Genomic DNA, 14,876 nt, shown 5'->3' on the forward strand with positions numbered 1-14,876 from the left:
GTTGTGTTATCCCCAGCATAAAGCACCGGCGGCCGGATGAGAACCCGTCGTCTGATATAAGTCCCGCTTCTGAACAGCGGGTGATCATCAATAAATTCACTTGCACCGTTATCTATATTTTGTCAGGTTAAGAGTATTGCAAACGCAGTTCAGATGAGAATAAAAGGAAACATCACGATGAAAAATGTGGGATTTGTCGGCTGGCGCGGGATGGTGGGGTCTGTGCTGATGCAGCGCATGACAGAAGAGCGGGATTTTGACGGGATCCGTCCGGTATTTTTCTCAACCTCGCAGAGCGGCGGGGAAGCGCCGTCATTCGGCGGGCACCGCAGCACGTTACAGGACGCATTTGATATTGATGCACTGCGCGCGCTCGACATTATTATCAGCTGCCAGGGCGGCGATTACACCAATGATGTTTATCCGAAGCTGCGTCAGAGCGGCTGGGACGGTTACTGGGTTGATGCGGCATCAGCACTGCGGATGAATGATGACGCCATTATTATTCTCGACCCGGTGAACGGTAAGCATATAGAAGAAGGGCTGAACCGCGGCATTAAAACATTTGTCGGCGGTAACTGTACGGTCAGCCTGATGCTGATGTCACTGGGCGGCCTGTTTGAGGCGGATCTGGTGGAGTGGGCCTCTGTGGCAACCTACCAGGCGGCATCCGGTGCCGGTGCGCGTCATATGCGTGAATTGCTGGTGCAGATGGGGGCACTGAATGCCCATGTGGTGAAAGAGTTACAGGACCCGGCCTCCGCGATTCTGGATATTGAACGCAAAGTCACTGAATTTACCCGCAGTGGTGCATTACCGGCGGAACAGTTCGGTGTACCGCTGGCCGGGAGCCTGATCCCGTGGATTGATAAGCAGCTGGATAACGGCCAGAGCCGCGAAGAGTGGAAAGGGCAGGCGGAAACCAACAAAATCCTGTCACGCGGCCAGAATATTATTCCGGTGGATGGCCTGTGTGTCCGTATAGGCGCTCTGCGCTGCCACAGCCAGGCATTTACCCTGAAACTGAAGAAAGATCTGCCGGTTGCGGAGATTGAGTCTCTGCTGGCAGCTCATAATGAGTGGGTTCGCGTGGTTCCGAATGATCGCGATATTACCGTGCGTGAGCTGACCCCGGCGGCGGTTACCGGCACACTGAAAACGCCGGTCGGGCGCATCCGTAAACTGAATATGGGACCGGATTATATATCTGCGTTTACTGTGGGTGACCAGCTTCTGTGGGGTGCCGCAGAGCCGTTACGCAGAATGCTGAATATTTTACTGAAATAACGACAATAATCTAAATACAGATAATAAAGCAGGCCCATGTGTTGATTTTTTCGCATGGGTCATTTTTTTTGTTTGTGTTTTGCTTTTTTTGCAGAATCTGCATCTTCTCACTGACTGAACCGGTTAAATAACCGGATGTGTGTGTTTTCTGCAGCTGAAAAATGTCTGTCAGGTCTATATTACCGGAATTATTGATACACTCCGTTTATTGTTTGTTATTTGCGCAAAATGCACCGGTAACATTTCGTTCCTGTCCCGTTTTTATTTTATTGTTAAAACTGTACACATAATATGTTGTATATCCCCAGTGCTGTTTTATAGCAGCTATTTAATCTTTCTGAGAATTAAAATCCGCGTCAGCAGCCGGAGAGACTGACTTAATGTTTATATTTAGTTGTATGTTTTAAATCACCCGCTGTATCTGTCCCTTTCCTGTTTTTTTGTCTGCTGTTCCCGGCGCTGTAAAAATGGCTTGATTCGGGTAATAAAAAAAGGCGCTGATTTCTGATCCTTCGTACCACCCGCTTTTTCCTGTCATTCATTCTTCTTTCGTTAATTTTAGTCTGTAAGTTTCTTATATAAACAGATCCGGGTTTCACAAAACCGTAACGAAATAAATAAATGTTTCTTTTGTGTTAATCCGGTTTTTTATTAACGGAATTTATTTATTATCGCAATGGTTAAATCAGATCACATAAGAAAACATAATTATTAACCTGTTTTACGGGTTTGAAAATTGCGCATTTCATAAGCTAATATACTTAGGTTGCTTCACTGAATGCAGATTTTCAGCAGGAGATATCCTGTTTTTCCGTAAATTCCCGTGTTCAGAATGACAGCAGCGTTAATTAATTTTAACTATCAATAAGTGATCTGAGAAGGAGGTTTTATGTCTCTTCATGCAGTGAAAGGTAAAAATAGTTCAGAATTTATTGATATTTACGCATCAACGGACTCGGATGCAAAACTCCCTAAATACAAAATGCCGGACGACAGCAGTGACCCGCGAATTATTTACAGCGTGGTCCGTGACGAATTACTGCTGGATGGTAACTCCCGTCAGAATCTGGCGACATTTTGTACAACATGGGTTGAGGATGAAGTCAAACAGCTGATGACCGACAGTGTCGATAAAAACATGATCGACAAAGACGAATATCCGCAAACCGCAGAAATTGAAAGCCGCTGTGTGCATATTATTGCCGACCTGTGGAATTCCCCGCAGGCACAGGAAACTATCGGCTGCTCTACCACCGGCTCCAGTGAGGCGGCAATGCTCGGCGGGCTGGCAATGAAATGGCGCTGGCGTAAAAACCGAGAAAAACAGGGGAAAGAGACCGGTAAGCCAAACCTGGTAACCGGCCCGGTACAGGTGTGCTGGGAAAAATTTGCCCGCTATTTTGATGTGGAACTGCGGCAGATCCCACTGGAAGGTGATGCCCTCGGTATGCAGCCGTCTGATCTGCGCAAATATTGCGATGAAAACACCATCGGTGTGGTGGCGACACTGGGGGTCACGTTTACCGGGATTTATGAACCGGTGGCGGAACTGGCAAAAGAACTGGATGCAATACAACGGGATACCGGCCTTGATATTCCGCTGCATGTTGATGGTGCCAGCGGCGGGTTTATCGCGCCGTTTATCCAGCCGGAACTGGTGTGGGATTTCCGGATTGAGCGGGTGAAATCCATTAACAGCTCCGGACACAAATACGGCCTGTCACCGCTGGGTGTCGGCTGGGTGGTCTGGCGCAGCAAAGAAGACCTGCCGGAAGAGCTGGTTTTCAATGTCGATTATCTCGGCGGCAATATGCCGACATTTGCACTGAACTTTTCCCGTCCCGGCGGGCAAATCATTGCACAGTATTATAATTTCCTGCGTCTGGGACGCGCCGGTTATACCAAAATTCAGCAGGCGTGTGCAGATACTGCGCAATGGCTTGCGGATGAACTGAATAAGCTGGGGATTTTCGACCTGGTGTATGACGGCCGCGGCGCACTGCCGGCGGTGGCTTACAAGCTGAAACCGGGCGTGACACAGTTCAATCTGTATGACCTTTCCGATCGCATCCGCACACGCGGCTGGCTGATAGCCTCTTATCCGCTCCCGGCGGACAGAGAGAAAACCGTTGTTCAGCGCATTATGATCCGTCACGGCGTCAGCCGCGACCTGGCTGCATTGCTGCTGGATGATATTAAGCGGGCTATCGATCACTTCAGACAAAACCCGGTAGTGAACTCGACTGCCAAAGCCACCTTCCATCACGGTTAATTTTCACACAATGACCTCCGGCCGGTATCAGCGGCCGGAGGATCTCACTCATTATCCTCCGGGGTGCTTTTATGACTGATACTTCAACCAAAAAACCGTCTTCCGGTGCAGCAAAACTGACTGTCGGCACACTTATCGTCATGAATATTGTGGCGGTGGTGAGCCTGCGCGGTTTGCCTGCCGAAGCGGAATACGGTCTCAGTGCGATTTTCTATTATCTGTTTGCTGCTGTGTTTTTCCTGATCCCGGTATCACTGGTTGCTGCTGAACTGGCCACCGGCTGGTCAGAGAAAGGCGGGGTGTTCCGCTGGGTCGGCGAGGCGTTCGGGCCGCGTCTGGCGTTTCTGGCGATGGCGATGCTGTGGATTGAGGTGACGGTCTGGTTCCCGACCGGGCTGACATTCGGGGCGGTATCACTCGCCTTTATCGATCCGCATCAGACATTTGACGAAGCACTGGCGGCAAATAAATTCTTTGTGCTCGGTATTGTCCTGTTTATCTACTGGCTGGCGACCTTTATTGCCTTTAAAGGCGTGGGCGCATTTGCCCGGGTATCAAAATGGGGCGGGATTATCGGGACGATTGTTCCGGCGATCATTCTGATTGTACTTGGTTTCTCCTACCTGTTCAGCGGCCAGACACCGCAGATTGACCTGGCGTGGGATCAGGTTCTGCCGGATTTCTCAAACTTCGATAACATTGTGCTGGCGGCCAGTATTTTCCTGTTCTATGCAGGTATGGAAATGAACGCCATTCACGTAAAAGACATTGATAACCCGACCAAAAACTACCCGAAAGCCATCATTCTGGCGGCGGCGGGTACGGTGGCTATCTTTGTGCTGGGCACACTGGCGATCGCCTTTATCATTCCTCAGTCCGATATCAGTCTGACCCAGAGTCTGCTGGTGGCTTACGATGACATGTTCAAATGGGCACATATTCCGTGGATGGGGCCGATTGTCGCCGTCATGCTGGCTATCGGTGTGCTGGCGAGTGTGGTGACCTGGGTTGCCGGGCCGTCCTCCGGTCTTCTGGAAGTGGCGAAAGCGGGCTATCTGCCGCACTGGTTCCAGCATACCAACAAGAACGGGATGGCAACACATATCCTGCTGGTACAGGCTGTGCTGGTCTCTCTGCTGGCGGTACTGTTTGTGGTGCTGCCGTCCGTGCAGGCGGCCTATCAGATCCTCAGTCAGCTGACGGTTATTCTCTATCTGATTATGTATATGCTGATGTTCAGCGCCGCGATTTACCTGCGCTTCAGTCAGCCGCAGCGTGCGCGTCCGTACCGGATCCCGGGCGGTAATGCGGGGATGATTATCCTCGGCGGTATGGGGCTGCTCGGCTCATTAACCGCGTTTCTGTTCAGCTTTATCCCGCCGGCACAGATTGCGGTCGGCAGCCCGGAAGTGTATGTGGGGGCGCTGATCGGACTGACCGTTCTGTTCGTTCTTCTTCCTTTTGTTATTTATCAGATCCGTAAACCCGGCTGGCGTGATCCGGATAGTGATTTCGCGCCGTTTACATGGGAAAACAAAGGAAAAGCATCATGACAGATTTAACAGCAATCAAACAGGCAGTGACCAATGCCTGGCAGCAGTTTCATCAGGCTCCCGGCGGTGCGAATGCGGATTATATTCCGTTCCTGGCTAATATCCCGTCCGACCTGGCGGCGGTTGCGGTAGTCACTGCTCAGGGCGATATTATCAGCAGCGGTGATGCTGATTACCGGTTTGCCATTGAGTCGATTTCCAAAGTCTGCACGCTGGCACTGGCGCTGGAGGATATCGGCCCGCAGGCGGTTCAGGATCAGATTGGTGCGGATCCGACCGGGCTGCCGTTTAACTCCGTGATGGCGCTGGAACTGCATAATGATAAGCCGTTGTCGCCGCTGGTGAATGCCGGTGCGATCGCGACCGTCAGTGCGGTCACCGCAAAATCTGCCGATGAACGCTGGCAGCGCATCCTGACCATGCAGCGCCGTCTCGGGTCGGAGAATATTGCTCTGTCGGACGAACTGAATCAGTCAGAGCAGACCACCAATTTCCATAACCGTGGCATATCCTGGCTGCTTTACGCCGCTCAAAACCTCTATTGTGACCCGATGGAGGCCTGTGATGTGTATACCCGCCAGTGCTCCACACTGCTGACCACCAAAGAGCTGGCCACAATGGGCGCGACACTGGCCGGACACGGCAAAAACCCGGTGACCGGTGAGCAGGTGCTGAACCCGGCACATACTCCGTTTATCCTGGCAGAAATGACCATGGAAGGGCTGTACGGCCGTTCCGGTGACTGGGCATACACGGTCGGTTTACCGGGCAAAAGCGGGGTCGGCGGGGGGATCCTCGCAGTGGTACCGGGTGTGATGGGTATCGCCGCGTTTTCACCGCCGCTGGATGATGACGGAAACAGTGTCAGAGGCCAGAAAATGGTGGCTTCAGTTGCCGCCGCACTGGGATATAACCTTTACCGGTGATCCCGCTGATAACGATAACGCCCGGGCTTCCGGGCGTTATCAGATATAAATAAACACCAGCGGCAGCACATGTTTTATTTCAGGAGCGGGTCATGAAGCCAGTGTCATCAGAAAAGCCGTTAACGTTGTTACAGGTTATTGCGCTGGGGATCGGCGCAATGGTAGGTGCCGGGATTTTTGCCCTGCTGGGGCAGACGGCACTGATTATGCAATCTGCAACATGGATTGCCTTTGCCTGCGGCGGTCTGGTTGCGTTATTTGCCGGTTATGCCTATGCCCGGTTATCCGCCTGCTATCCCTCGCCGGGCGGTATTATTGATTTCTTCCGGCTGTCATTGCCTGCCGTGCTGACGATCGCCTTATCCTTTTTGTATCTTGTCACGCTGATCCTGACGGTGGCGATGGTGGCAAGGGCGTTCGGGGCTTACGCCGTTCAGCTTTTTCATCAGGGAAATGAATCGGCCTTATTACCGGAAGTGTATACCGCGTTTATTATCATCGCGGTTGGTCTGATGAATATCACCGGCAGCCATGCTGTCGGTAAAGTGGAAGTTCTTCTGGTGGGCACCAAACTGGTGATTATTATCGCCCTGGTGGCGACGGGCGTATTTACCGTGGATACAACACTGCTGAATATCAGCACGTTTTCCGGAGATACCCTTTTTTCCGCCGTCGGGCTGACGTTTTTCGCCTATGCCGGGTTCGGTATGATGGCAAATGCCTCAGACAAAGTGGCAGACCCCGGCCGGGTGATGCCGAGGGCATTTATGATCGCCATTTTATTCACGATTGTGCTGTATATCAGCCTGGCACTGGTATTGCTCGGCAATCTCTCGCCGTCTCAACTGGTCCGTTACGCGGATACCGCCGTGGCTCAGGTGGCTTATCCCGTATGGGGAAAAACCGGTTTTGTGATTGTGGCCGCCGCCGCGCTGCTGGCGACAACATCCGCCATTAATGCCACCCTGTTTTCCGCCTTCAATATCACCGACAGAATGTGCAGCACCGGTATTCTGCCGGACTCCTGGGGCAAAACGGTATTCCGGCAGGGAACAACCGTGAATATTCTGCTCATTCTGCTGACACTGCTGCTGGCGCTGTTCCTGAATCTCAGTGATCTGGCCAATGTCGCCAGTTTTACGTTCCTCCTGTGCTATCTGATGGTACTGGTGGTGGCGTGGCGTCAGAGCGCGGTTATCCGGGCATCAAAATTTATTACCGGGACCGGGATTGTCCTTGTCACCGCTGTATTGGCCGGGTTTGTGGTGACGTTGCTGAGCGGAGGATTTATTTCTGTCAGTGTGATTGCCGGGGCGCTTATTCTCTGTCTGGTTGCCGGTTATCTGCGGAAACGGAGCCGGAAAGATGACTGAATGGCTTGATAATATTCTTCTTAATTATGTGACTTTTGTGTCGCTGTTCAGCCCTCCGGCAACTATCACCGCCGCCACGATTATCCTCGGCCGGATTGACCGGAACATATTGTGGCAAATTGCCTGGAAAATTGCGGCGGGATACACGCTGGTCATGCTGGTGGTTATCTGGCTGGGAAACTGGCTGCTGACGGCTCTCGGGCTGAGTGCGGATGCCCTGACCGTCACCGGCGGTATTGCGTTACTGGCACAGGGATGGCCGATGCTTATCCGAGGTGTCAAAGAGGAGCACAGCGATATTCCGGTCAGTGTGACGCCGCCGAAAGATATCATGCGGCTGGCAATGGTACCGCTGCTTTTTCCGCTGTCGATGGGCGGCGGCACGATAGCGGTCGGAATTTCACTGGCCGGACACAGTGATTCCCTGTCCGGGCTGATACAGCTTTCTGTTGTGATCCTGCTGATGTTACCTACTATTGCCCTGACCTTTCTGGCAACCGGGCCGCTGCACGGGCGTTTATCTCCCGGGGTGATGGACACCCTGGCGCGGATCTCCGGCATTATTCTGGTTACACTGGCGATTCAGTTACTGGTCTCGGGAATGGTCGGTCTTATCACAACGAATCTGAAGCATCTTACGGGGTGATAAAAAATAAAGCCCGGAAAACCGGGCTTTATGGGGTCTCAGAGAGAGGAAAAAATTATACGTCGATGTTTGCTGCTTTCAGGGCATTCTCTTCGATAAAGGCTCGGCGCGGTTCAACATCATCACCCATCAGTGTGGTGAATAACTGATCCGTTGCAATCGCATCTTTTACCGTGACCTGCAACATACGGCGGGTTTCCGGGTTCATGGTGGTTTCCCACAGCTGTTCCGGGTTCATTTCACCCAGCCCTTTATAGCGCTGTACAGCCAGACCACGGCGTGATTCTTTCATCAGCCAGTCAAGGGCCTGTTCGAAGTTGCTGACGTTCTGACGGCGCTCACCACGGACAACATAAGCACCTTCTTCAATCAGACCACGGATAAGCTCACCCAGTTTGGAGATACGGGCATATTCGCTGCCGTGAACAAAATCGAAATCCAGATTGTAGTCAGTATCAACACCGTGGGTACGGATAGTCAGTACCGGCTCAAACAGCTGGCGCTCTTTGTTTTCCGCAATACGGTAGCTGTAGGTGCTGCCGTGCTCTTCATGACGGGTCAGGCGTTCTGTCAGGCTCTGTGCCCAGGCTTCTACCTCGGTTTTGTTCAGCAGCGCGGATTCTTCCAGTTTCGGCTGGTAGACCAGGCTGTTTAACAGTGCCAGCGGATAGAGACGCTCTAAACGGCGGATAATTTTGTGTGCGCCGTTGTATTCGTGCAGCAGTTTTTCCAGATGTTCGCCCTGAATCGGTGCTGCATTTTCGTTTACATACAGTGCCGCGCCATCCAGTGCGATAGAGACCTGATACTGCTCCATCGCTTCGTCATCTTTAATATACTGTTCCTGCTTGCCTTTTTTCACTTTATACAGCGGCGGCTGTGCGATATACACATAACCGCGCTCAATGATTTCCGGCATCTGACGGTAGAAGAAGGTCAGTAACAGGGTACGGATGTGCGAACCATCGACGTCGGCATCGGTCATGATGATGATGCTGTGATAGCGCAGTTTGTCCGGGTTGTATTCGTCGCGGCCGATACCGCAGCCGAGCGCGGTGATCAGCGTGGCAACTTCCTGAGAAGCCAGCATTTTATCAAAACGCGCCTTCTCAACGTTCAGGATTTTACCTTTCAGCGGTAAGATTGCCTGGTTCTTGCGGTTACGCCCCTGTTTTGCAGAGCCGCCCGCAGAGTCCCCTTCCACTAAGTACAGTTCGGAGAAGGCCGGGTCGCGTTCCTGGCAGTCCGCCAGTTTACCCGGCAGACCGGCTAAATCCAGCGCGCCTTTACGGCGTGTCATTTCACGGGCGCGGCGTGCGGCTTCACGGGCACGTGCGGCATCAATAATTTTGCCGACAATGATTTTGGTGTCGTTCGGGTTCTCATCCAGATATTCAGACAGCTTTTCGTTCATCAGGGTTTCAACCGCCGTTTTCACTTCGGAAGAGACCAGCTTGTCTTTGGTCTGAGAGGAGAATTTCGGATCCGGCACTTTGACGGAAATGACCGCTACCAGCCCTTCACGGGCATCATCCCCGGTGGTGCTGACTTTGGATTTTTTATTCAGCCCTTCTTTCTCAATATAGCTGTTGAGGGTACGGGTCATGGCGGCGCGGAAACCGGCGAGATGAGCACCACCGTCGCGCTGCGGAATATTGTTAGTGAAGCAGTATACGTTTTCCTGGAAGGAGTCATTCCACTGCATGGAGACTTCCACGCCGATATCGTCTTTCTCGGTGGAGAAATAGAAAACGTTGTTATGGATCGAGGTTTTGGCGCGGCTTAAATATTCCACGAATGCTTTGATACCGCCTTCGTAGTGAAAGTGATCTTCTTTGCCGTCGCGTTTATCGATCAGACGGATCGATACACCGGAGTTCAGGAAGGAGAGTTCGCGCAGGCGTTTTGCCAGAATGTCGTACTGGAATTCAGTCTCGCCTTTGAAGGTGTCCATGCTCGGCCAGAAACGCACGCGTGTCCCGGTTTTATCGGTTTCGCCGACAACAGTCAGGCGATCCTGAGGTTCACCGTGGTGGTAGATCTGCTCGTGAACTTTGCCGTCACGGCGGATAACCAGTTCCAGTTTTTCAGACAGGGCGTTAACAACAGAGACCCCGACGCCGTGCAGGCCGCCTGAGACTTTATAGGAGTTATCATCGAACTTCCCGCCGGCGTGCAGAACAGTCATGATAACTTCTGCGGCGGAGACGCCTTCTTCTTCATGGATCCCGGTCGGGATACCGCGGCCGTCATCCTGTACGGAGACTGAATTATCATTGTGAATGGTCACAATGATGTCTTTACAGTAACCGGCGAGGGCTTCGTCGATAGCGTTGTCAACAACCTCGAAGACCATGTGGTGTAAACCGGTTCCGTCATCGGTATCACCAATGTACATTCCCGGGCGTTTACGCACCGCGTCCAGCCCTTTTAATACTTTGATACTTGAGGAGTCATAGGTATTCGACATCAACGTTTCCCGCTCATCTAATCCTGATTATTGAACCTGTATTTTACCTTTTTCCACGACAAAGAGGCGACTGTTTTCATCCGCCATATCACTGACCTGTTCAGGGGTGATGGCACTGACAAAAACCTGTGCCTGTGTGGCTTTCAGCCGGTGAGCCAGTAAAAGACGGCGCCCGGCATCCAGTTCGGAGGCAAAATCATCAAGCAGATACAGGCATTGCTGCCCGCTCTGACGGGTGAAATATTCACCCTGTGCTAACCGCAGCGCGCACATCAGCAGTTTTAACTGACCACGTGAAAGTAAATCTTCCACCGGCACCCCGTCCGCCCTGATCCGTAAATCCGCTTTATGCGGGCCGGAGGCGGTGTAGGTCAGTGCGCGGTCCCGTTCAAACTGGCGCTGCAGAAGCTCTGAATAATCGGTCTCTTTATCCCATCCGCGCTGGAAAGAGACACTCAGCGAAAATTCAGGTAAAAACTGCTGACAGGTCTGCTCGATATCCTGAGCAATCGCTGTCACATAATTCTCCCGCCACTGACTGACCTGCTCAGCAACCGGAATCAGCTGCTGATCCCAGTGGCGGATCTGACCGTAATTCGATACCTGGCGGAGGGCGGCATTACGCTGTCTCACCAGACGTTTTAAATCACTCCACAGCGCAAAAAATTGCGGTTCATTGTGGAAACAGCCCCAGTCAATATAAGCTCGGCGGAATTTCGGCCCGCCGTTGAGCAGGGTAAAACCTTCCGGGGTGATAAGCTGCATCGGCAGTAATTTTGCCAGCTCGGCAATTTTATGGCCGTCGGTGCCGTCAATGCGGACCTTGCTGTCACCCTGGCGGTTTTTACTCAGGCCGACGCTGGTGGCCCGGTCTGTCTGTTCCTGCCCGAGTTTGCCGTGCAGAATAAATTCTTCGTTATCATGGCGGATAACACGCCCCGCCTGTACTGAGCGGAATGCCCGGCCGTGGCCGAGTGTGTAAATGGCTTCCAGAACACTGGTTTTACCGCTGCCGTTCGGGCCGACCAGAAAGTTAAACCCGGTGGCCAGCGATAAATCCGCATTTTCGATATTGCGAAAATCACGGATAAGTAAACGCGAGAGGATCATCGTGTTACAGGCGCATCGGCATCACAACGTAAGCGGCTGCATCACTGGCGTCATCTTCAATCTGCACGCTGGAGGTGGCATCGGTCAGTTTCACCGAGACATCTTCGCATTTCAGTGTGTTAAGAACATCAAGGACATAGCTGACGTTGAACCCGATTTCCATGTCGGTTCCGTCATAGGTGACATCCACGATCTCTTCGGCTTCTTCCTGCTCCGGGTTATTGGCGGTAATTCTGAGCTGATTGTTGCTCAGGTAAATCCGCACGCCGCGGAATTTCTCGTTCGATAAAATCGCCGCACGGGAAAAAGCCTGCTTCAGCATATCACAATTTGCCGTCAGCGTTTTGTCCGGGTTCTTCGGCAGGACTCGGCGGTAGTCCGGGAAGCGGCCATCCACCAGTTTGGAGGTGAAAATAAATCCGCCGACATGAGCGCGGATATTGTTGCTGCCGATTTCCAGTTTCAGCAGGGCATCGCCGCCGTCGAGCAGGCGCATCAGTTCGATAACCCCTTTACGCGGCACGATCACCGAATGGTCCGGCAGTTCCTGTCCGATATCCAGCGAGCAGACCGCCAGGCGGTGCCCGTCTGTGGCGACAGTACGCAGCACAGAGCCGCTGGTTTCAAACAGCATGCCGTTTAAGTAATAGCGGACATCCTGATGTGCCATGGAGAACTGGGTGGATTCAATCAGGCGTTTCAATGTTGCCTGCGGCAGAGAGAAAGTGACATCACTCTGCCAGTCATCCAGATTCGGGAAATCCGAGGCCGGTAAAGTGGACAGCGAGAAGCGGCTGCGCCCGGAGCGGACCAGAAGACGGTCACCGTCAAGCTCAACACTGATTTGTGCGCCGTCCGGCAGACCCCGCCAGATATCCAGGAACTTCCGGGCCGGTACCGTGGTTTCGCCGTTTTCATGCGGCTGATCCAGCGGAACGGCGGCCATCATTTCCATCTCAAGGTCTGTCCCTGTGAGATGCAGTACGCCATCAGAGACTTTCAGCAGTAAGTTACCCAGAATCGGTAGGGTCGGGCGACCGCCCAACGGACTGCTGACCTGTTGTAAGGGTTTTAACAATTGCTCACGTTCAATGATAAATTTCATAGCGCTATGATGATAATGTCCGGATTAAGTTAGAAAAATCTTCTTTGATGTCGTGGCTTTCCTCACGCAGCTGCTCGATCTTACGGCAGGCGTGCAGAACGGTCGTGTGGTCACGGCCGCCAAAAGCATCCCCGATTTCTGGCAAACTGTGGTTTGTCAGCTCTTTTGCCAGTGCCATCGCCATCTGGCGCGGCCGGGCGACAGAGCGCGAACGGCGTTTGGAGAGCAGATCAGCCACTTTAATTTTATAATACTCAGCAACAGTTTTCTGAATATTATCGATGGTGACCAGTTTCTCCTGCAGTGCTAACAGATCCCGCAGTGCTTCACGCACAAAATCGATGGTAATCGCCCGCCCGGTAAAGTTGGCGTTGGCAATCACCCGATTCAGTGCACCTTCCAGTTCACGGACATTGGAGCGCAGACGTTTCGCAATAAAGAAAGCCACTTCATCCGGCAGGCGGATGTTGTTTTCATCGGCTTTTTTCATCAGGATGGCGACCCGCGTTTCCAGTTCCGGCGGTTCAATGGCAACGGTTAATCCCCAGCCGAACCGCGATTTCAGGCGATCTTCCACCCCGTTAATTTCTTTTGGGTAGCGGTCGGAGGTCAGGATTATCTGCTGATTACCTTCGAGTAAGGCATTGAAAGTATGAAAAAATTCTTCCTGAGAACGCTCTTTGTTAGCAAAGAACTGAATATCATCTATCAGTAAGGCATCGACAGAACGGTAGTAACGTTTGAACTCTTCAATCGCGTTGTTCTGTAAGGCTTTGACCATATCCTGCACAAAACGTTCTGAGTGCATATAGACCACTTTGGCGTTGGCTTTGCTTTCCATAATGCTGTTGCCGACGGCATGTAATAAGTGGGTCTTACCCAGACCGGTTCCGCCGTATAAAAACAGCGGGTTGTATGCGCCACCCGGGTTATCCGCCACCTGACGGGCGGCTGCGCGCGCCAGCTGGTTCGATTTACCTTCCACAAAGCTGTCAAAGGTGTGCTTCGGGTTAACGTTGGAACGGTAAGCCACATCCGGCTCCGCGCTGTTATCATGCCAGCTCGGGCGCAGTGCGGGGGCTTTTTCCCGCGAAGGCGGCTGTTTCATCGTCCGTGACGGGGGAATACTTCTTTCCGGTGTGCTGACAGCGCCGGCCGGCTTATTACCGACCTCAAAGCGCAGTTGCGGAATTTCGTTGCCGCAGAAATCGGACAGGAGCGCATTAATGTTATTAATGTACTTCTCCCGTACCCAGTCGAGCACAAACCGGTTTGGGGCATAGAGCGCCAGAGTGTCATCACTCAGCTCAGCCTGAAGGGGGCGTATCCACATACTGAATTCTGTGGCAGGTAATTCATCCTGCAAACGGGCAAGACATTGCTGCCAAAGCGAAAGAGACACGGTGAACTCCCCTAAACAAGACCAGTCAAAGAAACAGAATAAGATTTTTCACGCAGACACAGCACATACAGACGAATTGCCCTCTGCATGTTTCAACGGACACTTCAGTGTACAAAAGTGGGGCTGTGTTATGGACGATCATTCCCTGCACCGGCGATCACCGCACGGGTGAAAATGATCGTGACGACGGATCATATCGCAAAAGCGGGACAAGATCCTCATCCTTTTACACAGTTTTCCGGGTTTTTATCCACAGGGGCTGTCAGCCCGTCCGGAGCGGGATTCAGGCCGGAGTATAACGAATCCGGGCGGGAGAATACAGCGGGAAAATCCCGTTTGGGGATAAGTTTTGGTGAATTATCCTCAGGCTGAAAAACTGCATTCAGGATCCGGCGTGTGATCGAATATTCACGGATCGCGGATCGATCCTTGCGCTTTGCCGGGGAGTCCGTATAATCTTGCACCCTGTGCGCGTTATCTGTGTTTTGATGCGGTGATGTGTGCAGGCAGGTTATGGGTAAATGCAATTATGTGCAGAAATCTGTGTTATCGCGCCATCTTTGATTGACGGACAGGCCCGGATTTTATTACAATCTCGCATCTTTCCATATTGATGTTGCGATAAGGCACAGAGGTCAGCCACTTTCCGTGATGGCCCTTTCAGCAGAAAGATGAGAATCCGCCGCTGAATTTACTGTTTGCCGATGCGTTTACTGAATCAGTAATAATTTA

Annotated in this window: 11 protein-coding genes; 6 read left to right on the forward strand and 5 right to left on the reverse strand. The window is 52.2% G+C overall.

Features of this window, described 5'->3' with window-relative positions:
- The first annotated feature begins 177 nt into the window (after window positions 1-177).
- Window positions 178-1,287, forward strand: a complete 1,110-nt coding sequence (gene asd, locus ACSBQN_RS17120; protein WP_024473716.1) for an aspartate-semialdehyde dehydrogenase — start codon at window positions 178-180, stop codon at window positions 1,285-1,287.
- A gap of 403 nt (window positions 1,288-1,690) precedes the next feature.
- Here the strand turns inward: asd and ACSBQN_RS17125 are convergent, their stop codons facing one another.
- Window positions 1,691-1,825, reverse strand: a complete 135-nt coding sequence (locus ACSBQN_RS17125; RefSeq protein ID WP_004236722.1) for a hypothetical protein — start codon at window positions 1,823-1,825, stop codon at window positions 1,691-1,693.
- Between the two features lie 351 nt (window positions 1,826-2,176).
- Between ACSBQN_RS17125 and ACSBQN_RS17130 the strand changes: the two genes are divergently transcribed.
- From ACSBQN_RS17130 to ACSBQN_RS17150, 5 genes are all read left to right on the forward strand, one after another.
- On the forward strand, window positions 2,177-3,559 hold the full coding sequence (locus ACSBQN_RS17130) for a glutamate decarboxylase (protein ID WP_004236721.1): 1,383 nt from the start codon (window positions 2,177-2,179) through the stop codon (window positions 3,557-3,559).
- Window positions 3,560-3,630: 71 nt separating this feature from the next.
- Window positions 3,631-5,112, forward strand: coding sequence for a putative glutamine/gamma-aminobutyrate antiporter GadC (gadC, locus tag ACSBQN_RS17135; protein ID WP_024473715.1), 1,482 nt, complete (start codon window positions 3,631-3,633; stop codon window positions 5,110-5,112).
- Window positions 5,109-6,038, forward strand: coding sequence for a glutaminase A (gene glsA, locus ACSBQN_RS17140; protein WP_004236718.1), 930 nt, complete (start codon window positions 5,109-5,111; stop codon window positions 6,036-6,038). The genes gadC and glsA overlap by 4 nt, the downstream gene beginning before the upstream one ends.
- Window positions 6,039-6,130: 92 nt before the next feature.
- Entirely contained in the window at window positions 6,131-7,411 is a 1,281-nt protein-coding gene (locus tag ACSBQN_RS17145) for an APC family permease (RefSeq protein ID WP_036408879.1), read from the forward strand.
- On the forward strand, window positions 7,404-8,057 hold the full coding sequence (locus ACSBQN_RS17150) for a MarC family protein (protein ID WP_024473712.1): 654 nt from the start codon (window positions 7,404-7,406) through the stop codon (window positions 8,055-8,057). The genes ACSBQN_RS17145 and ACSBQN_RS17150 overlap by 8 nt, the downstream gene beginning before the upstream one ends.
- Window positions 8,058-8,112: 55 nt before the next feature.
- Here the strand turns inward: ACSBQN_RS17150 and gyrB are convergent, their stop codons facing one another.
- The 4 genes from gyrB to dnaA are packed head-to-tail and all read right to left on the reverse strand — an operon-like array spanning window position 8,113 to window position 14,144.
- Window positions 8,113-10,527 (reverse strand): DNA topoisomerase (ATP-hydrolyzing) subunit B, encoded by a 2,415-nt coding sequence (gene gyrB / locus ACSBQN_RS17155; protein ID WP_205501075.1) that lies wholly within the window; start codon window positions 10,525-10,527, stop codon window positions 8,113-8,115.
- Between the two features lie 27 nt (window positions 10,528-10,554).
- Window positions 10,555-11,637 (reverse strand): DNA replication/repair protein RecF, encoded by a 1,083-nt coding sequence (gene recF, locus ACSBQN_RS17160; protein WP_024473710.1) that lies wholly within the window; start codon window positions 11,635-11,637, stop codon window positions 10,555-10,557.
- Between the two features lie 4 nt (window positions 11,638-11,641).
- Window positions 11,642-12,742, reverse strand: coding sequence for a DNA polymerase III subunit beta (gene dnaN / locus ACSBQN_RS17165; protein WP_004236713.1), 1,101 nt, complete (start codon window positions 12,740-12,742; stop codon window positions 11,642-11,644).
- 4 nt (window positions 12,743-12,746) lie between these two features.
- The gene (gene dnaA, locus ACSBQN_RS17170) at window positions 12,747-14,144 is read right to left on the reverse strand and encodes a chromosomal replication initiator protein DnaA (RefSeq protein ID WP_015422366.1); all 1,398 of its coding nucleotides are present in this window, start codon (window positions 14,142-14,144) and stop codon (window positions 12,747-12,749) included.
- Window positions 14,145-14,876 lie beyond the last annotated feature (732 nt).

Source organism: Morganella sp. B601 (assembly GCF_051172335.1).
Classification (GTDB): Bacteria; Pseudomonadota; Gammaproteobacteria; order Enterobacterales; family Enterobacteriaceae; genus Morganella; species Morganella morganii.

Coding starts and splice junctions, on each gene's coding strand:
- asd (WP_024473716.1), top strand. CDS start 178: ATGAAAAATGTGGGATTTGTCGGCTGGCGCGGGATGGTGGGGTCTGTG.
- ACSBQN_RS17125 (WP_004236722.1), bottom strand. CDS start 1,825: ATGACAGGAAAAAGCGGGTGGTACGAAGGATCAGAAATCAGCGCCTTT.
- ACSBQN_RS17130 (WP_004236721.1), top strand. CDS start 2,177: ATGTCTCTTCATGCAGTGAAAGGTAAAAATAGTTCAGAATTTATTGAT.
- gadC (WP_024473715.1), top strand. CDS start 3,631: ATGACTGATACTTCAACCAAAAAACCGTCTTCCGGTGCAGCAAAACTG.
- glsA (WP_004236718.1), top strand. CDS start 5,109: ATGACAGATTTAACAGCAATCAAACAGGCAGTGACCAATGCCTGGCAG.
- ACSBQN_RS17145 (WP_036408879.1), top strand. CDS start 6,131: ATGAAGCCAGTGTCATCAGAAAAGCCGTTAACGTTGTTACAGGTTATT.
- ACSBQN_RS17150 (WP_024473712.1), top strand. CDS start 7,404: ATGACTGAATGGCTTGATAATATTCTTCTTAATTATGTGACTTTTGTG.
- gyrB (WP_205501075.1), bottom strand. CDS start 10,527: ATGTCGAATACCTATGACTCCTCAAGTATCAAAGTATTAAAAGGGCTG.
- recF (WP_024473710.1), bottom strand. CDS start 11,637: ATGATCCTCTCGCGTTTACTTATCCGTGATTTTCGCAATATCGAAAAT.
- dnaN (WP_004236713.1), bottom strand. CDS start 12,742: ATGAAATTTATCATTGAACGTGAGCAATTGTTAAAACCCTTACAACAG.